A 24,268-nucleotide genomic window follows, 5' to 3' on the forward strand; every position below is an offset into this window, starting at 1 on the left:
TAGTTGAGTAGTCAGAATATAGATGAGGAATGGAGTAGACTAGAACAAGAAATCTATAATTGTACAAAGTGTAGACTACACCTCAATAGAAGAAAAGCCGTGCCTGGAGAGGGTAATAGAAAAACACTCGTAGTTTTTATTGGTGAAGCACCGGGTGAAAAAGAAGACGAAAAAGGAAGACCATTTGTTGGAGCGGCTGGCAAACTACTCACAGAGCTAATAGAGTCTATAGGGTATAAGCGCAGTGATTTCTATATTACCAATGTAGTTAAATGCAGACCTCCAAACAATAGAGACCCGGAGGAAGATGAAATAGCAGCATGCCTCCCATATCTACTCCGACAATTAGAACTCATAAAGCCCCGGGTAATAATAGCTCTCGGCAGACACGCTGGTAGAATAATCTTTCAACTAGCTGGATTAAAGTGGACTAGTATGAGTGTAAACCATGGAAGAATATACAATGCAAAAATACTGGGTTTTGAAGTAAAAATTATTCCAACATATCATCCAGCATCAGCACTCTACAAACCACCACTAAGAAGCGTGCTCGAAGAAGACTTTAAAAACACTATAAAACCAGTTATAGACGAGGAAATTACCGGAAAACAAAAACCACGGAGAAAAACACTATTCGACTATATGAAGTAAGACACCAATGGAACACACAAAAACACTTCTATTTAATAACCCTGTCTCTCTAATACACTATTAAACATGGTTTACACATGGGTGGAACTGTGAATATAAGAGTACTATCTACACTAGTACTCATAATACTACTCAGCAATCTAATTACTCTTAATTCATCGAGTCAAATAGTATATATAGACAAATATACTCTCATACAACACAATCCATCCGACCCCGTCTATCTATCAATAGCAGACACCTTATTGATTTGGAGGGTTTTTATTGACCGCTCACTCGCCAGTCAAGTGGAATCACTATCTATAATGCTTAACACTAATCCCCAGGGGAAGAGCTGGATATCTATACCGTTAAAACCACAATTACACCTATCTAATACTGTAGTCTACTATGGATACTACTCTATTATCAATACTGGAGAATACTACTTTATAATAACACTCAAAAACAATACCCAGTTGACAATATACAAGTCCCAGGTGGAACCATTCTTTTCATTTAACGCATTAAATATACCTAGTCAAGTAGAATGGTTTAAATATGGTGTTGGATACCAGATCTTCCCTGATAGATTCTATAATGGAGACCCTGGCAACGACCACTATGCACTAATTTATGATGCACTACTATACGATAATACAACAAATGCAAAACCTATTCTATCAAAGTGGAGTGATCCACCAGATAAATATCTACACTGCTGCCACCAGTACTTCGGCGGAGACCTCCGTGGAATAACAATGAAACTAGACTACTTGAAAGAACTAGGTGTAAGAGTAATTTATTTAAACCCAATATTCCTATGTGGAAGCGCCCACTGCTACGATACATACGACCACTACAAACTCCACCCGAGACTAGGAACAATGGAGGATTTAAAAACATTCCTCGAAGAAGCACATAAGAGAGGTATAAAAGTAATATTCGACTTTGTCCCAGGACACGTGGGCCTAGGGCACTTCGCGTTTCAAGATGTCTATGTAAACGGCCCTAAAAGCAGGTATTGGAATTGGTTTACAATTAAGAGATGGCCTTTCACGCCGGGTAATGGTAATGATTATCGTTGCTGGTGGGGCTTTGGAAGCCTTCCACAATTGAATACAACTGTACCCGAAGTCAAAGAATACCTGATTAACGCTGTATTATACTGGCTTGAGCAAGGATTTGATGGTGTTAGAATAGATACTCCACTAGACCTCTTAAATCCACGAGAATTCTTTGCAGAATTTAGAACAAGAGTGAAATCGAGATTTCCAGATGCATACATTGTAGGCGAGATCTGGGAGTTAAAGCCAGAATGGGTTAATAATGGTCCATTTGATACTTTAATGAACTATGCACTAGGAAATATTATAATAGAGTATAGTAAGGGCGGATATAGTGACAACATTGACAACGTTTTATCCCACTACTACTCGGTGTACTCCGTTGCAGCTGTTGGAATGGGGTTTAACCTAGTAGACTCACACGACACAGACAGGGTTTTAACAATGCTTGGAGGAGGAATACTCCTAGCTCCAGGAGGCCCTAATCCACCACGAGAAGCAATCGATCGATTAAAACTACTAAGTGTAATACAGTTCACCCAGCCGGGACTACCAGTTATATACATGGGAGACGAGCTTGGATTACCGGGTGCAAAATGGAATAAAGAAGAACATAGATACCCTATACAATGGGATAAATGGGTCAATATAGAAGTACTTGAACACTACAAGAAACTAGGAGAGATTAAAAACAACTATAGTGCTCTACACACGAGTATTATAAGAATATTTGAATCCAGTAATGGTGTATTAGCTTATACAAGGGGATATCAAGATGAAATCCTAGTATTGGCAAACAATGGAAAAACACAAGTAAACTATACGTTACCAAGCGAGCTAAGAAACTATAATTGGAGACTAGTATATTCTTCATCAGGACAACAACCAGTAGTAAATGAAGGAGTAGTTACAATACCACCATTAACGGCTGTAATACTCGAAAAACAAATAGTAAATCAAACAACTACAACCCAGCAAACAAACACCACTATATCTACTCATACTTCTACTCCAAACACAACTACTCCTGCAACAGTAAATAGAGGAATAGGCGACATCGTCATATCAGCAACATTAATAATAGTGACAATTCCAGTTTTGATCTATCTAGCTAGAAGATTTAAGAAGTAGAAAGCTAAAAATGGAATTGGTGATGAAGAGCCATCAGCCCGATGAGTGAGGAACACGGCCTTAACTGATCTACCATAACGAGGCAGTGGGAAAGCCATTTTTCAATGCTTTCTTCAATTGAATTTTAAATACTACTACTCCAACAGCTACAAAGAGCAATCCGTAAATTAAACCAGTAACTACTGCTTTTTCAACTGGTACAACCGGCTCGATTCCCAGTAGTGAATAACGTATTAACTCTGCTGGATAGCTAAACGGGGTGTATAACGCTATAGTTCTCAATAACTCGGGTGAATATCTTAGTGGTAGAATACCACCTGTCGCGATTGGCAATACAAAACCCAGTATTTCCACTATGAATCCCGTAGTACCAGTTGATATCATTGAACTACCAAGTATGAGTGCATAACCCATTAAACTAATCGTGTAGAGGACCACTCCAACCACTAGAGAGAATAAGTCATATACTACTATGGCTGGCGGTGCCCACACAATGGATAGTAATAAATACATTAAACCAAGCGCGATCAACAACCAAGTAATAGTCACTGGAAATATTGCGAGATAGTGTGGTAGAAAACCAGCATTACTCGTAATAAAATACTCGATTCTACCCTCAATAATCATCCATCTAAGCTCAGCCGCCCAATCCCATGTTGCAGCACTAAAATATACAAAGAGCATTAGACCAACAAACATTCTCGAAGCCATTACAGACTTGTCTACGTCTGGAGGAGTAAACAAAGCTATTGGCATTGAAAACAAGACGATCCAGAGCCCCATACTTATTAATCCATATATAAATCCACGAGACCTAATAAACTCGCTGAGAAAATATGCTTTCAACACTCCCATTGTACGCCTAGGAAGTTTTAACACCTTCTCTCACCTTCTTCTTCTCCCATAATCCAATAGACCATGAACCCAGAGGTAGATAGATTGTAAACAATGTAAAAGCAAGCACTAGTAGCATAAAATAGTTTGAATGAAACCCCATGAGCAATCCTTGAACAACCTCAACAATGTGAGATGAGGGGATTAATCCACCGATAATGTAGCCCGCTAGAGGCATGTATACTCTTGGATAATAGATTCCCATTACAACCATTATCAACGGCCTGACAATATTCAGTACTCTCCACGACTCTCCAATTCTATGAGACAACCCTACAATCACTATTGCAAATGGAATCATAACTACACATCCAATAGAAATAAGAAGCATTACGAGAATTCCGAGTAGAAGCCCGTCTAATCCATAGTAATAAGTGTACACTGGTAAAATACTAGTAGAACCCAGTAGTAATAGCTCTGTAAATCTAGGAAATGGCAGTGCCATGTAGTATTTCAAGCGACTTACTGGTGATGCTATAATGTATATTAGTGTTCCATTCCGCTCATCGTATAGTGGTCTCCATAGCAATACATCTATACTTGCAAAAATAGACATTAACATGTAACTCGCCGTGATCAAGTAGACTACTGGTTCTACTTTAACCCTCATTGTAAAGTATTCTGGTGAACCACCAGCGTAACCAATAAACAGTGTAAACAATGTAAATATGTATGGGTAGAGAACCAGCATTACTAGTACTGATTTACGTCTAAATACATCATTATATTCTAGTTTGAATTCAGCTCGTAGAATATCAATAAAGCTCACACTGATCCCTCGCTAAAGTAGATAAATACGTCTTCGAGAGTGGGTTCCTCAATTTTAACATCTACTACCTCGCCCCCGCTATTTACGAGTTTCTTTAGTACTTCTCCTAGTACTTCTTCTGGTTTTTGAACGTATAGTTTAACTCTAAATGTATTGTTCTCTTCGACTCCAACTTCTTTTTTAAATGGGTATTCCCCGATTACCTCGGCTGGGTTTCTACCAGACTTGAGAGTAATATTTATTACTTTGAGTTTAGGGATTTTATCTTTCAACTCGTCTACTGTTCCTTCGGCTACTATTACACCCTTATTGATTAGTAATATTCGATCACAGACTAATTCAGCTTCAAACATATTGTGTGTTGTGTATATGATAGCCTTACCCTCTTTGTGGGCTATATCTCTAACTAGCTCTCGTATTCTACGCGCACTCGGCGGGTCTAATCCCAGTGTGGGTTCATCTAGTAGGAGTATAGGTGCATCTTTTAATAGTGCTCTAGCAAGACTCAACCGTGCTTTCATTCCAAGACTGAATTCCTCGTATAGTTTTCTATCAGCTCCAAGCTTGTCTAGTTCTAGTAGTTTTATCAAGTAGTCTATCCTACGCTCGGCCTCCCTCCTGGGAATACCGTATAGAGCCGCGAAATACTCGAGGTTTTCTCTACCAGTTAGTTTTCCATAAAAACCCTTCTCCACCGTTAGCATTAAACCAATATTCTCGCGGACTTTACCAGCTTCTTTCACGACGTCGTAGCCAGCAACTCTCGCTGTTCCAGAGTCAGGTAGTAGTAGTGTAGCGAGAATTTTTATCGTGGTTGTCTTACCAGCACCATTAGGACCCAGTAAGCATACAACAGATCCATAATCCACTGTAAAACTAATACCCTTAACAGCTTCTATCAACTCTACACTATACTTGAAAAACCCTCTTCTACTCCTAACACGATAAGTTTTAACCAATCCCTCAACTTCTACAGCGTGAGTCATGTAAAACACTCTCTACTAGCATGATAAAATACAATTGGAGTTATATGTTTCAAAATAACGAATTACCATATATGTTCATCTATATAATCCATATATTTATATATGACCCATATATATATGTATAATAGGGTGTATAGACATGGTTGTTCAATACAAAGATATGGTTTTCGAAGTTAAAGGATATCGTGTAGAGGGTAAACCACAAACCTTCTATTGTATTGAAGCAGGATCTTTCAAAATATATATGGATAAAGTAAAGGGAGAAGCGCCCAGTCCAATAGAGTATGTATTGGCCGCGCTAGCCGGATGCTTCAATGTTGTTGGATTTGTAGTTGCCAAGGAGTTGAATATTGAAATTGAATCACTAGATATTACAGTGAGAGGTGTTTTCAACGCTGAAAAACTATATACTGGTAGAGGCGAGAGAGCAGGATTTAAACAAATAGAAGTTGAAGTCAAAGTGAAATCAAGTGCTCCAAGAGAAATACTCGAGAAGTGGTTGAAGAGTGTTGAAGAACGCTGCCCGGTACTAGATAATCTTGTAAATCATACTCCGGTTGTATCAAAACTAGTGTAGAAAAAGATTGGAGTTATATTTTTTATTTTAGAATCCACCAACTTCTTCTCGTGCTTCTTCAAGTGCTTCCTTGTATTCTTCTTTCTTCAAGAATTCTACTTCTTTAATTCTCTCTAGGTATTTCTTTCTATCAAATATGCCCCATATGTAGACGATTATTGTTGGTAGTGCTAGTAGTAGTAATAATAATGCGTCTTCCATGTCTGGAGTTATACCTGGAACTAGTGTAGATAGCTTTATGATTTTTGGTAGTGTGGGATTTATTAGCGGCATATACCTGTTTAAATTCCAAGTCATCAAGGCAATCATCAACCAATTGGTAGCGAAGTTCATTAATCCTGGCTTGTTTGCACCAAGCATTAATCCTCTTATTCTACGTTTTGTTAGTGGTGGCAGTAGAACGGAGCCCATTAATCCAAGCTGGTCTTCAATTACATGCATTAAAAATCCAAGTATTGATGCTATTGCAAGATACATCCAGTTTGCATACCCGGCTAGCAGGGATATCAAACCTATTAATCCACCTATAACTATAGCACCCGTTATACTGTGACTAAACCCCCTGTGCCATGGTATAAATACTTCTTCAACAGTATCTCCCACTCTTTCAAATCCTATTTCAGGCCCCGAAAAGGCATCTATTATTGTTGGTCTTGGATATACTTTGGTAAATGGGTGTTTTGTTTTAGCGATTCCTACTCTTCGATACTCTGGTGTCATTGTACCCTCTAATGGCAGACCACCAGTAGATACCAGTGGACCCATAAACACCATTATTTCCCTAGTGCTTGGTTTATAGTATATCATGTATCTACGGTAGAAGTCGCCTGGCATTCTTATATTGTGCAGTTTTACTGTTACCATTCTACCCGTTTCATATGCTCTATCAATTGCTTCTGCGATCACACTAGCTATGAGTTGCGGGTGTGGTGCATCAGCTACATTCCAGTATATATTGCCTTGTTCATCTTGGTCTAGATATCCCGGTATCCTTACCCTCTTGCCAGAAGATGCTACTTCTCTAATACTAGCTCCAAACATTTCTCTTAGTTTAAAGTAGTCTTCGCTTTCCTCGATTACTCTCTCTATAAAGCCTTCAAGATAGTAGAACCTCCATCTACCAGCCACTGGCAACTCGTTTATTTTTACTCTGCGTGGTGAGATCTTTTTTAGTGGATCTCTCGGTGCTGGGTCTACTTCGTAATCTATTTTCCAAAGGAACTTTTTGAACTTGAAGTCTAGGAAGTCTGGTAGATATCCTGCTACACCAGCTAATACCGGCCACATTACTCCTCTTGCTAGGTCAGAGAGTAGTGGTGGGAAGAATGTTGCCATTGCTAAACCAGAGAAATAGTGTGTCCAGCCCCTCATCTTCTACCACCCTATTCCAAGTAGCCAGAAGAAGAATCCTGAAAAGCCCATTGTATTAGCTAGTACTGGTAGTATTAGTGATCCAAGGCAGTAACTCAACCTTGTATTAAACACCATTGCTGTAAATCCGACTGTTGTCGCTGCAATCATTAGTAATAGGCCTGGAAGACCCGTTAAATAGAGTACTAGTCCAACTAGGAATACCAGTACAGCTATTGATATATACTCGTAGCTAATAATACTTAGTAGTTTTGAAACAGCTTTAGACAAGTATAGTGTCACTAGGAATGAAAGACCAGCTGCAAATACTATTACGGCGGCGCCGGCATAGAACTCCGTCCATGTCTTAGGTGTATATAGTCCTCCAACAAGCCACGCTACAGATCCCCTTGTAACCCTCATTGTTGGATGGAATAGGAAGTATAGTGCTCCAGTATAGTATACTAGTCTAGCAGCACCCTGACTAATTATAAATGTATCATCTCCTCTACTACTCGCCATGTGCCCGCCAATCAATGCACCCATACCGCCAGTTATTATTGGGAAGAAGGCCGCTATTCCACCACCAATAATACCTGATGCCGAACCAACGATAATAGCTGAAGGAGCTGTTTCAACAACGTCTCTAGTGTCTTGTCTAGGTATTTCCTTTTTTGACAATATGTTTCTCAAAACCCATGGTACACCAAAGAATCCAATGAATAGCGGCGTCAACCTAGCAAATGCTGATTCAAGTTTAATCAATCCTGAATATGTTGCAACAAATCCTAGTATTCCAGATGCAAAGAAGACTAGAAGTCCACCTAGTATTTGTCTCCAGGCAAGCCATAATTTCTCTCTTGGCGTTCTCCCCAAGTCTGCTTCTTTAGGCCATTCACTCATAAACATGAATATTACGACAGCTAGTAGTGCAAACCAGTAGTAGGGGCTGAAGAGATTGTATATTACTGGCATAGCATACACGCCAATAGTAGTCATAAATAATGCTAGAAACAATGCTCCAATGAGTGCCCCAATAGAGTATAGTAGTATAGCTCTATGCCGTTTGTCCCTAGAGGGTCATTCTTTTTGTTTTAGGGTTTTTTGGGGGGTTGCCTCTAGGGACTTCCACCTCGCCCACAGGGCTTTGGAGACCACTGTGGGTTCATGGGTGGTGGTCGAGCCCAACGGCACGGGGCTCCCATCTACGTTTATCCCCGCGGGGCTTGGAGCAACGCTCCCATCACCCCAACCAACAATAAAAAACCCTAGCAGACCCTAATAAACATTTCTGCCCCTTACCAGCTAGCAAATACCTCTGTGTTGGAAACAACATCAACATCATTGACTCATCCGATACACTTAGATAAGTTGACGAAATAGCACTAGCAAACGAAAAACCAACTACAGCACCAAGGCCGAAGTATGGCACGTAGAGTGAATTCGCCGTTATAAATGCTGGTGCTAGTGCAAATACTAGTACTAGTAGGTTAAATATGTGTAAACCAGGCATCCATGAAAACACTAGGCCCATTAGCGCACCCATTAAACCCCATGTTAAAACGCTTACTGGGTCGATAAAAGCCTCCATTGCAACCACCTATTTAACGATTACAAATCCATTCTTTGATACAACTATTACTTCCTGGTCTGTTCTATATACATCTCTATAACCAGCAACTATTACCACAGTACCTGCTTTTGGTGGTTCTTGTAGTTCTAGATCTGCAACTGTTGAAGCCGGTATGAATATTAGAATTGTAGCGTTTGAGTTATCCGTTATATAAACCCTCCAGTTATTACCACTAGCTATAGACGAGTTGACGACACGGGCATTTACAATCATTTATGGTCTTCCAATAGGTTGCTTCAGTGCTTCTGCCACTGTTACCTTTAATGGATCTCTTTTCTCTACTACTCTATCAGTTATGAATGTTATTGTACTTGCTGATTTAACTGTTCCATTAATGGTTACAGTAGACTTCCATCCAACTATTGCCGGGTCTAATAAGTTGATTAATTGATCTCTAGTCATAGTAACGTTTACAGCGTATTTTTCATCACTAGTTCTCACTTCGACATTATATACTCTATTTGCACTGTCATAGTATATCGCGTAGAACAATCCCGTTATCGAAACGTTTTTACCAATGTATTGTCCAACATCCTTGATATCTATCGATATGAATTCTGGTTGTGGCGGCGGTGTAGGCGTGGTTGTCGTCGTAGTCTCCACAGTCTCTGTTTTTAAGCCGTTAACACTATACACTACTATCTCGTCTGTTCCAGCATATACGTGTCTATACCCGGCAACAGAGATTACTGTATTCACAGGTGGTGGAGTATCACTTATCTGCCTAGCTATAGTCGACGGCACAAATACTAGTATTTGTTTACCAGTATTATCCACGACAAACACTCTCCATGATCCACCACTGGTTACACTTGTAGACGAGACCTTTACTTGTTTTAACACTACAATTGTACCCCTCTCTAGTCCTAGAACACTTGAAACGCTTGTTGTTTCAACTGGTGGAACTACTTCTACTGGCGTTGCACCATATGCTATTATATAAGTACTGTTTACTACGCCAAGTGTTAAATTCAATATTGTTCTCGAGCCTGTAGTCCATGGATCGAGCACTGTAGCCATTAGGTCTTTTGACATCATTATGGGTAGTATTATAGACTCGTTCAATGGGTCTACAAATCCAAGTCTACATGGATCGTCAAAGGCCTCACACATTACACCTATAAATCTTGCTTGTGTTTTAACTGTTTGTCCTTCGTATAATGCAATATTTGAAGCTAGCTCAGAGAATTTAACTACTCCTACTGGTTGAAGTGTCATTATATTGATGTCTTCAGGTTTTCTAATAACGATTTTTGGCGATGTACCCCTATAGTAGAATACTACTCCACATAGATCAACTGGTATACTGCCCCTCGACAAGTTTGCAATTACCGGCTCTATAACTCCAGCGTATATGTAGTTCAATGCGTTTGGAAGTAGAACGGTTACACTACCCTTCTGCGTAGTTACATCAAAGAGGAGTCTTGAGGACACATTTCGCGGGTTTTAATACTGCCTTTTACACATACATACACATATTGTGGAAGGCCTTCTAGCGACTCAACGTATTTTTCCCCTGGTATCTGGTGTTTCAATTATTTGTATTCCACGCGTGTCTTGTAGATAAGCGTAGAAGTAGTCTTCTCTAACTCTTAGTTGAAGGAGTAGTCTAACTCTATCTCCGATCATTGGAACAAGGTTTTTACTTATCATTTCACTAGCTAGCGGGTCGTATGCATATACAGCCATATTGTAGTCTGTAGAGCCATCATTTATGTATAGTGTTATTCTCAGCTTGCCTCCAACCCAGTCTACTCTAGGTGGATCTGTAATTAATCCCTCAATGTAGAATGTAGCATAATTCATTTACTGGTGTAATTCTCGCTACTCCAAGTACTGCTATAATACTCACTATTACTAGTCCTACTGCAATAATCTTGAGGAATTCAACATTGTATACTTTTCGTTCTTCTATTTCAGGATAATACAAGTATTTTTCTATATCTTTATACCCACTAGACCCGCCAGTTTCACTCGTAAAGACCACCATACCGGTGTTTAGTCCATAATTGTTTCTTTGATTTATATTTTTTTCTTCTATTTAACTCAAGGAGAGATTGGTTATTGTAGGAAAGGAAAAACTATTTTCTGATAGTTTTTGATATGTAGTAGGCTATTACTCCATAGATAAATCCGCTAATTGCTATAGCAATAATAATCAATAGCATTTCATTGACTGGGTAGATATCTCCAAATAAAATGGCGTCTAGTGTTACGGCTGGTATTGCTGGTAGTGCACTGGCTAGGCCTGCTTCAATTAATCCATATTTTCTATATCTCCTCGCTAGGTATACTAGTTCGCTAAATAATCCCTGTCCCAGCCCATAATAGATGTTTGTAACTCCACCAACAGTTGGAAGTATTGCTTCGAGAAATGCTGGTAGAAACTCGCCTAGAAAAGCACTACCCTTCTTTCTTATTATTGATGCAGCTAGTGGTGCTGGCATAAACCATACTCCATAAGTTACTAATCTCGCAATTATTGGTCCACCAACTGCTTTTACAGCATAGTAAACACTCCACATAGCGTAGAAAACAACTCCAAAAACAGCTGTTATTACTCCCAGCACTAATATATCGACCATAGTGTAACGAGCACTCACATATATCACCAATTTATCAATAACAAGATTAATCTTTTATATTTTACACAGAATACAGAATGAGTGTTTTAAAAAGCAATAGTGTAAACGACTAATAGGACTAGGAGCGTTAGTAGAATATAGTCGACTATACGGGGTTTATATTGAAATTCCGGTTTAATCCTTCGCAAGCCCCTTAACTCCGCGCTTATTCCACTCCACTTAGCTCTCTCATAGTTTACAACCATGAGGAGTGTTACTACGCTTGCCAAGTCTAGTGGATTTAATAGATTTGTTTTTAAACCCCGCTGCTTCCTCTGGAATACTATTTCACTGTAATCTCGCTTGACAACTGGTAGTATTCTCAATGCATACGCTACTGGAAAAGCAATAATTACTGGTGTTTTCAACTCATATATTAAACTCCTATAGATTTCTATTGGTGAATACGTTAAAGCGAGCAATGCACCTGCAAATGCAATTATAAATAACCTTATTGAAACAACGAGGAAGGCGTGTACTGCACCTGTTTTAACTTCTATAGTGAACAATCTAAATACTGTTTCACCAGTATTAGAGAAAGCTATTGCATTAATAAATAATCCGAGTAATCCAATTAATACACCAATAATAATCCAGTGTAAACCCCTTCTAGCATATATGAATACAAGTATAATTGTTGGTGCGAGGAGTACTAGGAGGTCGTATAGATCTCTATAAATAAATGCAAGTGTAGAAGTAGTAAATGCATAAATAAGTATTGTTAGTATTCTCGGCTTGGTCATTCTATACACCGGTCTCCCTGATCATTTCTTCTACAACTCTACACTTATCTACTTCTCGTAGAAAACCATTTTCAACCTTGTATACTCTATCTACTTCTAGGACAAGGCGGGGATCGTGTGTAGCAACAACTATACTCCTACCCTTATTCCTCGTGTTTTTTAATTCCCGTAGAACACTATGGTATAAACTAGGGTCTAAACCAGTTGTTGGCTCGTCGAGTAAAAGCAGGTCTCCTCCATGAGCTAGTGCTATGAGTAATTCTAGTAGTCTCCTCTGACCGTGACTCAGTAGAAAAGGGCTTTGATCAAGAGCGTTTGAAAGCCATGGAAACATGTTAACCAACTCCTCGACTGTTAAACCAGTCTTTTTCACAATATTTTTAACTTCTCGTTTCACACTCCAAGAAACAAATACCAAGTCTGGGTTTTGAGGAGCATAAAACAATTTTTTTACACTAGTTGTTATTTCACCGTTGAGTATTGGTGTTAAACCAGCTATTGTCTTTAGTAGTGTTGTTTTACCAGAACCATTTGGTCCAATAATAGCTACTATTTCACCTCTATATACTTTGAAGTCGACATCTCTGAGAACAGTGTAGTCTCTATATCCTATATCCCCCCTCAGCTCTAATACTAGTTCACTCGCGCCAGCCGGGTTGTTTCTACATTCTGGTAGATTAACATATAAATCGTCTCTAACAGCGTCTTCAACGAGTTTTCTTGATCTAAGAGTATACATCGTGTCAGCTAAATCCGTAAAATACTGGATTTTGTGTTCTACTATTATAACTGTTTTACCCTGCTTCTTCCAATCTCTAACCCGTTCTCTAATTAGTGACACTCCACGCGGGTCTAGATTAGCTGATGGTTCATCCAGGATAATAACGCGTGGATCCCCTATTTCCAGTAGAGCTAGTGTAAGCCTTCTCCTCTCACCACTCGACAATTCCTCTACATGTCTATTCTCCTTGCCTCCAAGCCCTATCTGGCTCAATATGCCACGTGCTTTCTCGAAAGCTGTACTTCGAGGACTTCCAAGACTTTCAAGTGAAACAACGACTTCGTCGAGTGGAGTGGGGAAAACTAATTGTCTTTCAGGGTCTTGTAGCAGTACACTTACCTCTCTCGGTATTTCTTCAAAGCCCGTGGGCTCCAAAGGATTTAAACCATTTAAATCTACAACTCCCTCTACAAATCCACCTAGAACGTGTTTGAGAATGCCTGTTATTGCTAGAATTAGTGTTGATTTACCAGATCCAGATGGACCACTAATTAATACTACTTCTCCCTCACCAGCTTTAAACATGGATTCTCTGAGTACAATATGGTTTTCCTGGTAACCAGCTCTCAATATATTGACATATACACCCATCTGCCCCGCGCCCTTAAACACTAAAAATAATTTTTGATATATAATAATTAGACTGTGTGATGAAAGCGTCCTAGTCGGATTGGTGAAGAGGGTCACGGGTCTGATCAATGTAAATAGTAAATATATTAACCACACCCCCATATTAGGAAAAAAGTGGGGTGACCAAATGACAAGCCAAGAAACCCTTGGACCACGTGAAACCTGGGCCACTAAAATGGGATTGATCCTAGCAATGGCCGGCAACGCCATTGGACTAGGAAACTTCCTGAGATTCCCTGGCAAAGTAGCAGTATATGGTGGAGGAGCATATCTAATACCATACTTTATAGCACTATTCTTACTTGGATTCCCAATTATGTGGCTTGAATGGGCAATTGGAAGATACGGCGGCCAGTACAGAGCACACTGGCTTGGTCCAATGATGTACCTCATTACAAAGAAGCGGTTCGGCCATTCAACAGCGAAAATAATCGCTGGAATATTCGGGGGTCTTACACTAAGTATAGCTGTTCTCTTAAATGCATACTACACCAATCTAATTGGTTGGACAGCATTCTGGGCTGGAATGAGTATTTCTGGCAAGATAGTGGAAGTAACAAGCGTTGACATCTCAGTAGGCTACCTACTAAAAATAATTGGAGACCCACTATACAATATTCTTCCATGGGCCTTCTCGCTAATAATGATTGGTATAATAGTAGCACCAGGTGTAAGCAAGGGATTAGAGAGAGCGGTGAAGATAATGATGCCACTACTATTCCTCTTTGCAATAGGACTACTAGTAATGACATTTACATGGAGAACACCTGTAAAACCAGAATGGGATTCACTAAAAGGATTCTACTGGCTGTGGACACCTAGATTCGAGAAGCTAGCCGACCCCGCAACATGGCTAGAAGGAGCTGGACAAATATTCTTCTCTTTGAGTCTTGGAATAGCTGGTATTATTCCAACATATGCTAGTTATGTTAGAAGAGAAGATGACATTGCACTATCAGCTCTAACAACAGCTTCACTAAACGAGTTCGCTGAGGTAATATGTGGTGGAACACTAGCATTTGGAATTGGATATGCATTCGGCGGCGAACTACCAATTGGAATGGTCTACATAAAGGGTAAATCGCCATTCTTCCTATCAATGGCTGTCTATCCAGCATTTTATGGTCAACTAGGAGTTTTAGGAGCATTCCTGGGAACACTATGGTATCTACTATTCTGGTTTGCAGGAGTGACTTCAGCTATTGCAATAACCAATGCCATGGTTGAATGGTTCCAAGACCTAGGACTTAAACGCACTACTGGAACAGCTATATCTATATTCTTAATGTTCCTATTTGGTCTACCAATAACTATTGAAGGAGCTATAACCAGCGCATACAACTGGGGTCCAAGTACAACATACCTTGACTTCACTGACTTCTGGGCGGGATCATTCCTACTAGTCGTACTTGCATTATTAGAGACAATATTTGCCGGTTCATTCCTGTGGAAGGAGGGATACGAAGAAGTAAACCGTGGTGGATTAATAAAAGTTCCTAAATTTGTATGGAATGTAGTGTTATCAATTATAGCACCAATCTACCTACTAGCAATGATTGTTTGGTTGCCAATGAGTACTAGAATAGGAGAGATAATATTCAAAACGAAACCACCACTAGAGTGGCTTGGCCCAACACTAGCAACTCTCTCATCAGTATTCACTCTAGTATTATTCATAGTTGGCTTCATAGTAACAACCAAGGTAATAGAAGAAAAGTTTTCAAAGGTGAATCCGTAGAGGTGGGAGAATGGAGACCATAGGATACTATACATTTACTACTGTTGTAGATAATCAAACTATTACCACTTCAACACCACTACTGGCCGAGCCGGGATCTGCCACACTATTCGCTATTATTGGATGGCTAGTAGTATTAGCAATACTATTCTATGCAATATACAAATGGAGTAAAAAACCAAGCGAGGTTGCTAAGAAGCCTTGAGTATAAATCCAGTAGAATCCCTTGAAAAAATAGTTTTTTTACTCAATTCTCGTGGTTTTTCTAGAGCTCATAGTCTATCTAGTAAAGCCCTTACTCTACTAAAAGAAGTATCTCTAGGTGATCGTGAAGACCCTGATTACAAAAAGATCTATGGTTTCCTCTTAGACTCTATATCGGAGTTGAAAAAATGTGTTTCAATGGTTAAACCGGGAGACAACGAGGCGTGTGTTAAAGAGGCGAGGAGGGTCTATAGGTATTCACTATTGTTAAATATGATTTCAACTGGTAGAATAAGAGAACTTGTAAGAGCTAGAAGGGCGGCTTATGCATCAGTGGCTCTCGGTCTACCTACTGCTGCATTGTTTGGTCTACCCGTGCTCGCTATTGGATTGATATTTCTTGGATTAATGTGGACTTATTTCTACTTTGTGAGAATGAAGCTTATTGGATTTGTAACATTGGCTACTAGTTTAGTCCTCCTCTTACCCTACTTGATCAATGCTGTAATGTATTTTACACAATCTATATTTTCACAAGAGGAATTAGCTAGCATTGCCTCCGAGCTAGAAGTTAGTAGTTCAATAGCATTACTAATTGTAGGACTACTACTCGCTATATCGAGTATTTCACTAGTTTTAAATATTTATGCACTGGTAAAGCTATTCAAGTATAGAATTGCATTTGAATAGAGATTGCTACACTGTTTTAACAGCTATAAAACCAAGTGCTTTTTTATCAAATCTTAATACTCTAAAACCAGCTTTTTCCAATCTATCCCTTACACCCTTCAATATACTCGGCCCGTGTATTCTCGGCTCTCCAGTATAGTGGAATAACACGCCTCCTCTTTTTAAAACCCTGTATAGTTCTAAGTAGAATTCGAGACTATAAAGGTCGCCCGTTGACTTCGTGAATCTAGGTGGATCATGTATTATCTTTGTAAAATACGAGTCTGGTAGTTTACGTACTAGTTCAGTAGAGTCTGCGTGAAATACTTTTATAGCATTACTCGATAATCCAGTACTCCACGGGTTTCGCTGTGCAATCCATAAGACGTTTTCATCTATTTCTATAGTATATACTTCTCTAGCTCCATACATTACTGATGCAATAGCAGTGTAGCCAAGACCCGTACATGTATCTAGTACCACATCATTACTTCTTATAGATGCAGCTTTGATTTTTTCCAGTGTATCTCTCCATGGGTCGGTACCGGCAATTCTATGCATGTGTATTCCATTTATTTCTATTGTCGGTGCTTTATCGAATCCAACTGCTTTCAACTTGTAGTATCCACTCGTAGTACTACGTAGGACTTCATATATAGCGTCTGATTCAATATCGTAGAATACAACTCTGTCTTCCTCACTGGGTTCTACTTCAACTAGAGGTATTTTTAGATCATCTAGTATTACAGTATTGTTTTCTATACAAACACGTGTCTTGGTCAAACCAATATCAAGAGTAGTCTCTATACATCCACTAATTCCAACCAGCATATCTACTAGTGGCTTAGTAAACCAAAACCCCTTAACAGGGGTGAACTTGTACATGTAGTTTTCAATACTCAAATCTACTTCCCTAGTGTACAGTTTAATGGAATATACCTAGAGAGAACTGGTTTATCTACGATTTCACCTATTTCTCGTCTCAACAATTGTATTTCTAGGTAGTTGCCTTCAACAACGAGGATAACAGCATATCCACTACTCAATTTAACACTAATCAACCCTTTTACTAGCTGGGAATACCTTGTTTTCTCGAGGTTTATACTTGGGGTTTCACTATAAACAATAATGATCCCGGAGCACGCGTGTTCTTTATTTACGTGGAGTTCTTCATGGAGGAATTCTGACAATGCTTTTTCAACAACGAGAGATCTATTAGAACCAGTATATACAGCTGCTTCTTCTAGTTGTCTAGCTATATTCTCTGGTATACTAACACCAAATCTCCGCTTACTAGTCATACCTCCCCTCCCTAATTAATCCAATTACAAGGGGGATTATCATTAATACACCGGTGAGACCGGCTGGAGGTGTATCTAGATATATCGATAAGGCGAATCCCGCCGCTGAGGCGGATGCTCCAAGTACTAGTGTTCCAATATAGTGTTCCCTCATGTTTCTAGAGTAGAATACCGTAATTGTTGCCGGTAGAAGCATTAATACGTGTTCCATTACATAACCTGCAAACCTTAGTAATCCAATGGATGTTACTCCAATTAATGTATATATTATAAAGTCGTATAATGATATTTTCACCCCCGCTAGAGAAGCTGATACGGGGTCAATACTAGTATTTACTATTTCTCTACGTAGTAGACTTGTAGTTATAACTATAATTAACGAGATAATAACGCCGATTAATGCTTCTTCACGCCTCATTAATAATGGTTCTCCAAGTATAATCGAGGAGAGAGAGTATTGCATAGGCATATTGGTTAAAGCATATTGAATAGCAATAACCGAGAATGCTGTTGTCAATGATACTACTATAGCTGATGCCTTCTCCTGTGATAAACCCCTCTTGATCATTAATGCAACCAGGTATATTAGAAGCAATCCATTAATAAATGCGACTACTAGTACGGAGTAAGTATATAACAAATAGTTTTGTAGTCCGGTCAACGAGTATACAATTATATATGCGAGTGTAATAGAAAACAAACTAATATGTACACTCTCAGCAGCTAGAAACTCGAGTCTCTTATAGTAGATAATATAACTAGTTGAACTCATTGCAATACCCATTAATACAAATGCAACAACGCGTACAACATCATATTGTAATGCAACTACAAGAGAAGATATAAAGATAAGTAAAAGAAGAAAAATAAACATGTTCAATACACTTCACCACTTTTTCTTTGTTTTCTACTAGTGTACAAGTAGCCGATAGTAAATCCAATACCAATTGCTAGTATTGAAAGCCCTATTATCTCTCCAATTGATAATAATTTATTGGTAGATGACTCTACCTTACTCTTGAATTCTCTATTTTCTAATTGATTCAATTGGGAAACTAGTTTTTCAAGGTTTTCAAGTATTCCACTAGTTTTACTCGGACTATTGACTCGTAGAACAGTTACATTGTATTGACTAGCTATTTCTAGTAGTTTATACGCGACGGGATCTACGCTGGGTTCTGTTACAACTACTCCAATTAATTCACCACTACGAGCTAGCTCTTGTATTTTCTCAATATCGCCCGGAGTTACCTGGTATTCTTCCTCGGCTTTCAATACCTGGACTACTTGTAATCCAAGCCATTCAACAAGGTATTGAGCGTGTGGTTTATCTACTACTACTTTACCACTATATTTTCCTTTATGTACGAGTACTTCACGTACAATAATTGAAGCAGTCTCCACGTATTTCTCATAGTAGCAAGCTTTGTTCTCTGGGTCTAAACTAGCTAGTTTTCTAGTTATTTCCTCAAGGAATAATAGATAGTTTAATGGGTCATTTATAGGCATGTGATAGTTTAGTTGTTTTGTTGATGGATTTGTTTTTATCTCTAATCCATTGATCTCGGTTACTTCAACTAACTCTGCATTTAATTCTCCATTTTCAACATGATCTCTGATATCTAGTTCAAAGTGTGTATGGGCAGTAGATATAATTATATCTGCTTTCTTCAAAACATCTATATCACTTGGTTTCAACTGGTATTCGTGTGGATCTACACCGGCTGGTACAATTGCGTAGACTACTCCATTACACAATAACCTCTCTACATCGGGAGCTAAATAGCTGAATGTTACTACAACTACCACTTGGTTTTTGCTATGTGCTGTCACCGGTGTTAAACTAGCTATTAATACTATTGATAAAATAGCATAGACTACTAGCTTCTTCATAGTGCATCCCAGTTGTGCACAATATATTTAACCCCCTTTTAAATATTGTGCACAAGGAGGTGTAGAAATAAACTATGAAGATAATAGTCGAAAAACTAGTTGTTAAGAGAAGAAATAGAATGATATTCAATGGTTTAGACGCTGAATTCGAGGGGCCGGGACTCTACCAGGTTATAGGGCCTAATGGAGCTGGCAAAACAACACTACTTCTCACAATACTTGGATTTATAAAACCAGAATCTGGAAGAATCAATATTGAAGTAGAAGGAGGTAGAACACTAGTTGTCTCCTACATGCCCCAGCAATACCAAATACCTCGTGATGCACCAATAACTACAATTGAGTTTATTGAAAGCTACTATGAACTATTAAATCGAAAACATGGTATACAAACAAGTAAACAATCAAGTCAACGTAGAATTGAAGAAGTATTAGAACTCGTGGGCGTACCTAGGAGTTTGTGGAGTGAAAAACTAAGTAGATTATCGGGTGGTACTCTACAAAGAGTATTTCTAGCGAGGGCCATCGTAGCAGACCCTCAAATACTATTGTTAGACGAGCCGTTTTCCAACGTTGATCCAGAGGGCAAGGTTGATCTAGCTGATCTACTGGGAACACTGGCAAAGAGTAAACTATTAGTTGTTACAAGCCACGACCCCATACTACTCCTCGAGCACACCAAGAAAATACTCATACTGGGACACGGATACTACTCGTTTGGAAGCCCCGAGGAGATATTGAAATACGATATTCTCAGTAAATTCTACAAGAAATGCGCTGTCGAAATAGAAAAACACGTACACATAATTGACTGGCACTAGTATTTCTTAATATCTCAATACATTTACTTCTTATGGGTTAGAGTAAATTGCGCTACCTCGAGGGAGAAGCATATTTATACAATGGTATTGTACACCTAGTCAAGGGATTTCAACACCCACCTGGATTTCTAATAGCATATCCACGCTATAGTATAATTAGAAAAACAAAGCTTCAAAACCATGAAAAAGAAATAGCCACTAGTAGAATATACTGGGATTGCCTAAAGACAACAATACCCGTAATACCCACTACTTCACCTTACTACACCGGAGACTTTATTGAATCGAAAATACCCCTCTATTTGAAAACACTACTAGAAGAGCTACTAGAAACACCATTATACCTCACGGGATCAGCACTTATAACAAGCGAATACAACGACCTCGACTTCATAGTCTACGGGGCGACAGAGGATACAGTATATAAACTCGCCAAGTTGTTCAATAATGGTGTAATCAAGAAATCAGAGTATATACTGGTAAAAGAATACATCGAGAAGCACTCACACTATACATCACTATTCAACTACCTCTACTACAAGAAAAATACATTATTACACGGTGTCTTAGAAGGTGTACACGTAAACTTCAAGTTGCTAAGTTATGAAAGGGGATTTAATACGTGTGTAGATCCAGTGGAAGACTATACGTATTACTCAGGCCCCGTGAAAATAGCGAGAGCAGAGAATTTACACATACTGCCAGGTAGATATACTGCAGTATTAAACAATGGAGTAGAAGTAGTATTGGAAACACTGAGAGAAGTATACGCTGAACTCGAACCCGGCGAGTACTATGTATTCAATGCTAGAATAGAGCATAGGGGGAGCGGTGTATACCTTGTACCAGACCATGGCGTTTTAACTCCACGTATACCCTGAAGACAACGGGTTACTCCATGAATATTTTTCTACTAGTCCACTTCATTGAAAAGTATTCTTCGCGTGTTAAACCAGTTTTCTTCATTATTTCCTCGTGTATCTCACTATACTGGTTATAGGATAATAAGAGTTCGTGTTTATGCATAGCGGGGCACACTATACAGCCTATTCTACTATATCCTTTATCATATAGTGGATTTAACTCTACTCCACGCGACAACAAGTATAATTGTACGAGTATCCGAGGCCACTTCTTTATGGGTAGTGCTCTCAACACTCCCGGAAGGGCAGGGTTTTCCGAGATTCTCGGTGTTTTAGCTCTCAATGTGCTTTCATAGTCTCTTGCTCCATCTAGATAGATCTTTACGTTTCTCCTAGTATAGTATTCTCTTAGAGGTCTTAGTTTTAATAGTTCTGTACACCACCTGTTTTCAACGCTCATTAATCCACGTTTAGTTATTTCATCTATAAATGAAACCTCTGGTTTTAAAACCACTAGTTCAACACCTAGTTTCGACGCCAAATCCTCAACGTATTCTCTTGATTCAGGGTATTCAAGGCCTGTATCACTGTAAACTGCAACTACGCGTTCGGCTCCTAGTGCTTCTACTGCGAGGACTAATACACTTGTAGAATCAGCTCCTCCACTAAAAGAAACATGTATTTTACCTGAACCAACGTATTTCCCATATACTCTCTCTATAAACTTCTTGGCTTCACCAGCGTATTGTTCTATTATAGACGTGTTTAATTCAACTAGCTTGCTTGCTACTGGTGTATTCAATAGTTTAAATCCTCTTGGAGCAGTATCTTTTACTTTAATAATACATTCTACTGGGTCTAATACTCGTGCTACACCAATATGGTCTTTAAGGGCTACAAGTACATACTCCTTTCTCTCCTTGCACCTACTTCTATCAATCCCTATTTTCTTGCCTTTAACATATCTTGTACTTGTTTTGAGCTCTATTGTCTCTAATCCCAGAGAATCCAATATACTGGCGAGTGCTCCTGAAGGAGATATACTCCATTGATTATTAGCGTTGTAGTATATTAATCCGAGTCTAGCCCCCTCACCAAATACTTCAATGGCGTAATGTATGTTTTTCACCCATGCTGGGACTCTATGGAAAACCAGGTGTCTATTTGTAAAATCTATTTTTACATTGAATACTTCATAAACTATGTCTGAGAGTAATTTCCTCTCCCATAAACCAGCCAGCCATACTTCTCTTCTGGGTTTCCACGGGGCTTTTTCCGAGTTCACTATTAACGGTACATTGTATTCTATACTCCACGATAAACCAATCATATTTAAATCTACACCATTGTATTCTAGACAATTCTCTCTTTATCAATAATAGATTTAATTCTTTGCATGAATAGCGTCTAGAAAATACTTAATGCAAGGAGGTAGAGTAATGCTACAACTACCTGTAGTGTTGTTGGAATAACTGCTAGTTTAAGCCACTTCCTCCAAGTAATTTTAACTCTGCGTTTCTCTGCTAGTCCAAGTGCTACTATATTGGCGGTTGAACCAATTGGTGTATAGTTTCCACCAAATACTCCTCCAAATAGTAGGGCGAAATAAGACAGTATATTAGTAATACCCAATCGGTTAAACATAATTACGATTGGTGTATATGTTACAACAACTGATAGATTATCTAATACCGCACTTAAACCAGTAGAAGAAAGCAATAATACCGTTATTAAACCCATAGGGTTTGTCGAGATCGCTGAAAAAACATAGGCTAGTTTAGCCATTGCACCAGAATAAGTTAACGAATGACTCAACATGAATAGAAATACAAAGAATAGTATTGAAGACCACTCAACAGATTTCTCGACAAATCTTGGAATTTCCTCCATTGGGGTAACAGACAACAATATAACTAGGTATACATAGGGTATAAAAGAGAGAAATGCGTGTGAATCAATATCTGTATGTGTAATAATTGATAATCCATGAGTTATATAGTCGTTTAAAGCTATAGTGACTACGAAAGCAGATAATACTATTAATCCAATACCAACTCTAAGCGCTTTACTCTCTTCTTCCAACTCTATTCTCTGTCTTTCAATATACGCGTTGATCCTATCAATGTTTTCAATCAATTGTTTCTTCAATAATTTAATCCACCTCTTTTCGAAAACAATGAATACTAGTATTAGTAAAACAATGTTGATCAATGATAGCGGTAGAGAGTATCTAATAAACATAGAAATCTCCATATGTGTAGCAAAGAGTAGATAGACACCTATAGGGTTACCTATTGGTAGAGCCGAGCTACCAGTATTTGTAGCTAGTACACTGAATATTATAAGTGGCGTTAGATTTGTATTTAGAACTCTAGATAGTTCAAGTACTAGTATTACAACATATACTATACTTGTTACTTCATCTAAGACAGCGGCTAGTCCATAAGAGAGAAACCCTAGTAGTATAATTAACAGCGTAGGGTTTCCCTTAGACAACATTACTATTTTTATAGCTAGATACCTAAAAACTCCCAGCTCTCTTAATACTCCAGCCAGAGTCATCGCGCCAATAAGGAATAAGACTAGATTCCATGAAACAGCACTCACTATGTATTGTGGTGGAACTACACAAACAATAATTATCAAGGCCACTGCGATCATGGCGGCTGCAAGACGCCACTCCATTTTTAACACTGTAAAAGCAATTACTGATAGAAATAATCCTAGAGAAAGACCCTGATAGATATCCATTATGGGTGAATTCAATTCATTAATGCAATACTGGGTAGAACCGTTAATACCTCTTTCAAAACACCACTCTCTAGCAATTTCTAAACCAATATAGTCGCCTTTGACATTAATAATACCCATTAAACAAATTGAACACAAAATCAATAGTGTTAAAACAAGTATTATTGTCTTCCACCGCGACATATTAGCACGGCCTCTATTAATTTGTACACT

The 24,268-nt window shown here is 38.7% G+C and carries 27 protein-coding genes; 8 read left to right on the forward strand and 19 right to left on the reverse strand.

Annotation, left to right across the window (positions count from 1 at the left end):
- Window positions 1-3 precede the first annotated feature (3 nt).
- Window positions 4-651 carry a type-4 uracil-DNA glycosylase gene (udg, locus tag ACZ5YP_RS01595; protein WP_464835510.1) on the forward strand — a complete coding sequence of 216 codons (648 nt, stop codon included), beginning with the start codon at window positions 4-6 and terminating at the stop codon, window positions 649-651.
- An 89-nt stretch (window positions 652-740) separates the two neighbouring features.
- The gene (locus ACZ5YP_RS01600) at window positions 741-2,828 is read left to right on the forward strand and encodes a glycoside hydrolase family 13 protein (protein ID WP_464835511.1); all 2,088 of its coding nucleotides are present in this window, start codon (window positions 741-743) and stop codon (window positions 2,826-2,828) included.
- Window positions 2,829-2,897: 69 nt separating this feature from the next.
- Here ACZ5YP_RS01600 and ACZ5YP_RS01605 read toward each other — a convergent pair whose 3' ends face one another.
- The 3 genes from ACZ5YP_RS01605 to ACZ5YP_RS01615 are packed head-to-tail and all read right to left on the reverse strand — an operon-like array spanning window position 2,898 to window position 5,477.
- Window positions 2,898-3,707: an ABC transporter permease gene (locus ACZ5YP_RS01605; protein WP_464835512.1), complete on the reverse strand. Its 810-nt coding sequence runs from the start codon at window positions 3,705-3,707 to the stop codon at window positions 2,898-2,900.
- A complete protein-coding gene (locus ACZ5YP_RS01610) occupies window positions 3,691-4,491 on the reverse strand; it encodes an ABC transporter permease (RefSeq protein ID WP_464835513.1) in 801 nt (266 codons plus the stop codon). The genes ACZ5YP_RS01605 and ACZ5YP_RS01610 overlap by 17 nt, the downstream gene beginning before the upstream one ends.
- On the reverse strand, window positions 4,488-5,477 hold the full coding sequence (locus ACZ5YP_RS01615) for an ABC transporter ATP-binding protein (protein WP_464835514.1): 990 nt from the start codon (window positions 5,475-5,477) through the stop codon (window positions 4,488-4,490). Before ACZ5YP_RS01615 ends, ACZ5YP_RS01610 begins: the two co-directional genes overlap by 4 nt.
- A gap of 139 nt (window positions 5,478-5,616) precedes the next feature.
- Here ACZ5YP_RS01615 and ACZ5YP_RS01620 point away from each other — a divergent pair, with 139 nt between their 5' ends.
- The gene (locus ACZ5YP_RS01620; protein ID WP_464835515.1) at window positions 5,617-6,054 is read left to right on the forward strand and encodes an OsmC family protein; all 438 of its coding nucleotides are present in this window, start codon (window positions 5,617-5,619) and stop codon (window positions 6,052-6,054) included.
- A 27-nt stretch (window positions 6,055-6,081) separates the two neighbouring features.
- On the opposite strand, the gene ACZ5YP_RS01625 is transcribed toward ACZ5YP_RS01620, so the two are convergent.
- From ACZ5YP_RS01625 to ACZ5YP_RS01670, 10 genes are all read right to left on the reverse strand, one after another.
- Complete coding sequence (locus tag ACZ5YP_RS01625; RefSeq protein WP_464835516.1) at window positions 6,082-7,425, reverse strand: metal-dependent hydrolase; 1,344 nt, start codon at window positions 7,423-7,425, stop codon at window positions 6,082-6,084.
- A gap of 3 nt (window positions 7,426-7,428) precedes the next feature.
- Entirely contained in the window at window positions 7,429-8,421 is a 993-nt protein-coding gene (locus ACZ5YP_RS01630; protein WP_464835517.1) for a tripartite tricarboxylate transporter permease, read from the reverse strand.
- A 226-nt stretch (window positions 8,422-8,647) separates the two neighbouring features.
- The gene (locus tag ACZ5YP_RS01635; RefSeq protein ID WP_464835518.1) at window positions 8,648-8,995 is read right to left on the reverse strand and encodes a tripartite tricarboxylate transporter permease; all 348 of its coding nucleotides are present in this window, start codon (window positions 8,993-8,995) and stop codon (window positions 8,648-8,650) included.
- A gap of 9 nt (window positions 8,996-9,004) precedes the next feature.
- The gene (locus tag ACZ5YP_RS01640; RefSeq protein ID WP_464835519.1) at window positions 9,005-9,250 is read right to left on the reverse strand and encodes a hypothetical protein; all 246 of its coding nucleotides are present in this window, start codon (window positions 9,248-9,250) and stop codon (window positions 9,005-9,007) included.
- Entirely contained in the window at window positions 9,251-10,471 is a 1,221-nt protein-coding gene (locus ACZ5YP_RS01645) for a hypothetical protein (RefSeq protein ID WP_464835520.1), read from the reverse strand.
- A gap of 66 nt (window positions 10,472-10,537) precedes the next feature.
- Window positions 10,538-10,843: a hypothetical protein gene (locus tag ACZ5YP_RS01650; RefSeq protein ID WP_464835521.1), complete on the reverse strand. Its 306-nt coding sequence runs from the start codon at window positions 10,841-10,843 to the stop codon at window positions 10,538-10,540.
- Window positions 10,818-11,024 carry a hypothetical protein gene (locus tag ACZ5YP_RS01655; RefSeq protein ID WP_464835522.1) on the reverse strand — a complete coding sequence of 69 codons (207 nt, stop codon included), beginning with the start codon at window positions 11,022-11,024 and terminating at the stop codon, window positions 10,818-10,820. The genes ACZ5YP_RS01650 and ACZ5YP_RS01655 overlap by 26 nt, the downstream gene beginning before the upstream one ends.
- A 94-nt stretch (window positions 11,025-11,118) precedes the next feature.
- The gene (locus ACZ5YP_RS01660; protein WP_464835523.1) at window positions 11,119-11,640 is read right to left on the reverse strand and encodes an ECF transporter S component; all 522 of its coding nucleotides are present in this window, start codon (window positions 11,638-11,640) and stop codon (window positions 11,119-11,121) included.
- A 68-nt stretch (window positions 11,641-11,708) separates the two neighbouring features.
- A complete protein-coding gene (locus ACZ5YP_RS01665; protein ID WP_464835524.1) occupies window positions 11,709-12,404 on the reverse strand; it encodes an energy-coupling factor transporter transmembrane component T family protein in 696 nt (231 codons plus the stop codon).
- 1 nt (window position 12,405) lies between these two features.
- Window positions 12,406-13,776, reverse strand: coding sequence for an ATP-binding cassette domain-containing protein (locus tag ACZ5YP_RS01670; protein ID WP_464835525.1), 1,371 nt, complete (start codon window positions 13,774-13,776; stop codon window positions 12,406-12,408).
- Window positions 13,777-13,942: 166 nt separating this feature from the next.
- Between ACZ5YP_RS01670 and ACZ5YP_RS01675 the strand changes: the two genes are divergently transcribed.
- From ACZ5YP_RS01675 to ACZ5YP_RS01685, 3 genes are read left to right on the forward strand one after another with little or no spacing between them, the layout of a single operon-like run.
- Window positions 13,943-15,553: an SLC5/6 family protein gene (locus tag ACZ5YP_RS01675; protein ID WP_464835526.1), complete on the forward strand. Its 1,611-nt coding sequence runs from the start codon at window positions 13,943-13,945 to the stop codon at window positions 15,551-15,553.
- 10 nt (window positions 15,554-15,563) lie between these two features.
- Window positions 15,564-15,758 carry a hypothetical protein gene (locus tag ACZ5YP_RS01680; RefSeq protein ID WP_464835527.1) on the forward strand — a complete coding sequence of 65 codons (195 nt, stop codon included), beginning with the start codon at window positions 15,564-15,566 and terminating at the stop codon, window positions 15,756-15,758.
- On the forward strand, window positions 15,755-16,447 hold the full coding sequence (locus tag ACZ5YP_RS01685; RefSeq protein WP_464835528.1) for a hypothetical protein: 693 nt from the start codon (window positions 15,755-15,757) through the stop codon (window positions 16,445-16,447). The genes ACZ5YP_RS01680 and ACZ5YP_RS01685 overlap by 4 nt, the downstream gene beginning before the upstream one ends.
- A 6-nt stretch (window positions 16,448-16,453) precedes the next feature.
- On the opposite strand, the gene ACZ5YP_RS01690 is transcribed toward ACZ5YP_RS01685, so the two are convergent.
- Genes ACZ5YP_RS01690 through ACZ5YP_RS01705 form a run of 4 tightly spaced genes read right to left on the reverse strand, consistent with a single transcriptional unit; the run spans window position 16,454 to window position 19,620 of the window.
- Window positions 16,454-17,329, reverse strand: a complete 876-nt coding sequence (locus ACZ5YP_RS01690) for a class I SAM-dependent methyltransferase (RefSeq protein ID WP_464835529.1) — start codon at window positions 17,327-17,329, stop codon at window positions 16,454-16,456.
- Between the two features lie 2 nt (window positions 17,330-17,331).
- Window positions 17,332-17,727: a CopG family ribbon-helix-helix protein gene (locus tag ACZ5YP_RS01695; RefSeq protein ID WP_464835530.1), complete on the reverse strand. Its 396-nt coding sequence runs from the start codon at window positions 17,725-17,727 to the stop codon at window positions 17,332-17,334.
- Entirely contained in the window at window positions 17,720-18,601 is an 882-nt protein-coding gene (locus ACZ5YP_RS01700; RefSeq protein WP_464835934.1) for a metal ABC transporter permease, read from the reverse strand. The genes ACZ5YP_RS01695 and ACZ5YP_RS01700 overlap by 8 nt, the downstream gene beginning before the upstream one ends.
- Window positions 18,602-18,603: 2 nt before the next feature.
- Window positions 18,604-19,620: a metal ABC transporter substrate-binding protein gene (locus ACZ5YP_RS01705; protein ID WP_464835531.1), complete on the reverse strand. Its 1,017-nt coding sequence runs from the start codon at window positions 19,618-19,620 to the stop codon at window positions 18,604-18,606.
- 74 nt (window positions 19,621-19,694) lie between these two features.
- On the opposite strand from ACZ5YP_RS01705, the gene ACZ5YP_RS01710 reads away from it, so the two are divergent.
- Window positions 19,695-20,441, forward strand: a complete 747-nt coding sequence (locus tag ACZ5YP_RS01710; protein WP_464835532.1) for a metal ABC transporter ATP-binding protein — start codon at window positions 19,695-19,697, stop codon at window positions 20,439-20,441.
- A 47-nt stretch (window positions 20,442-20,488) separates the two neighbouring features.
- Window positions 20,489-21,322: a hypothetical protein gene (locus ACZ5YP_RS01715; protein WP_464835533.1), complete on the forward strand. Its 834-nt coding sequence runs from the start codon at window positions 20,489-20,491 to the stop codon at window positions 21,320-21,322.
- 10 nt (window positions 21,323-21,332) lie between these two features.
- Here ACZ5YP_RS01715 and ACZ5YP_RS01720 read toward each other — a convergent pair whose 3' ends face one another.
- Together ACZ5YP_RS01720 and ACZ5YP_RS01725 are read right to left on the reverse strand one after the other, a co-directional pair.
- Window positions 21,333-22,634, reverse strand: a complete 1,302-nt coding sequence (locus tag ACZ5YP_RS01720) for a phosphoadenosine phosphosulfate reductase domain-containing protein (RefSeq protein WP_464835534.1) — start codon at window positions 22,632-22,634, stop codon at window positions 21,333-21,335.
- A 77-nt stretch (window positions 22,635-22,711) separates the two neighbouring features.
- Window positions 22,712-24,238 (reverse strand): ArsB/NhaD family transporter, encoded by a 1,527-nt coding sequence (locus ACZ5YP_RS01725; RefSeq protein ID WP_464835535.1) that lies wholly within the window; start codon window positions 24,236-24,238, stop codon window positions 22,712-22,714.
- Between the last annotated feature and the right edge of the window lie 30 nt (window positions 24,239-24,268).

It is taken from the genome of Sulfophobococcus zilligii (assembly GCF_055398255.1).

Excerpts from the sequence above, each read along its gene's own strand:
- ACZ5YP_RS01615 (WP_464835514.1), bottom strand. The coding sequence starts at position 5,477 with ATGACTCACGCTGTAGAAGTTGAGGGATTGGTTAAAACTTATCGTGTT.
- ACZ5YP_RS01620 (WP_464835515.1), top strand. The coding sequence starts at position 5,617 with ATGGTTGTTCAATACAAAGATATGGTTTTCGAAGTTAAAGGATATCGT.
- ACZ5YP_RS01625 (WP_464835516.1), bottom strand. The coding sequence starts at position 7,425 with ATGAGGGGCTGGACACACTATTTCTCTGGTTTAGCAATGGCAACATTC.
- ACZ5YP_RS01635 (WP_464835518.1), bottom strand. The coding sequence starts at position 8,995 with ATGGAGGCTTTTATCGACCCAGTAAGCGTTTTAACATGGGGTTTAATG.
- ACZ5YP_RS01640 (WP_464835519.1), bottom strand. The coding sequence starts at position 9,250 with ATGATTGTAAATGCCCGTGTCGTCAACTCGTCTATAGCTAGTGGTAAT.
- ACZ5YP_RS01650 (WP_464835521.1), bottom strand. The coding sequence starts at position 10,843 with ATGAATTATGCTACATTCTACATTGAGGGATTAATTACAGATCCACCT.
- ACZ5YP_RS01665 (WP_464835524.1), bottom strand. The coding sequence starts at position 12,404 with ATGACCAAGCCGAGAATACTAACAATACTTATTTATGCATTTACTACT.
- ACZ5YP_RS01670 (WP_464835525.1), bottom strand. The coding sequence starts at position 13,776 with ATGGGTGTATATGTCAATATATTGAGAGCTGGTTACCAGGAAAACCAT.
- ACZ5YP_RS01675 (WP_464835526.1), top strand. The coding sequence starts at position 13,943 with ATGACAAGCCAAGAAACCCTTGGACCACGTGAAACCTGGGCCACTAAA.
- ACZ5YP_RS01680 (WP_464835527.1), top strand. The coding sequence starts at position 15,564 with ATGGAGACCATAGGATACTATACATTTACTACTGTTGTAGATAATCAA.
- ACZ5YP_RS01695 (WP_464835530.1), bottom strand. The coding sequence starts at position 17,727 with ATGACTAGTAAGCGGAGATTTGGTGTTAGTATACCAGAGAATATAGCT.
- ACZ5YP_RS01700 (WP_464835934.1), bottom strand. The coding sequence starts at position 18,601 with ATGTTTATTTTTCTTCTTTTACTTATCTTTATATCTTCTCTTGTAGTT.
- ACZ5YP_RS01705 (WP_464835531.1), bottom strand. The coding sequence starts at position 19,620 with ATGAAGAAGCTAGTAGTCTATGCTATTTTATCAATAGTATTAATAGCT.
- ACZ5YP_RS01710 (WP_464835532.1), top strand. The coding sequence starts at position 19,695 with ATGAAGATAATAGTCGAAAAACTAGTTGTTAAGAGAAGAAATAGAATG.
- ACZ5YP_RS01720 (WP_464835534.1), bottom strand. The coding sequence starts at position 22,634 with ATGATTGGTTTATCGTGGAGTATAGAATACAATGTACCGTTAATAGTG.
- ACZ5YP_RS01725 (WP_464835535.1), bottom strand. The coding sequence starts at position 24,238 with ATGTCGCGGTGGAAGACAATAATACTTGTTTTAACACTATTGATTTTG.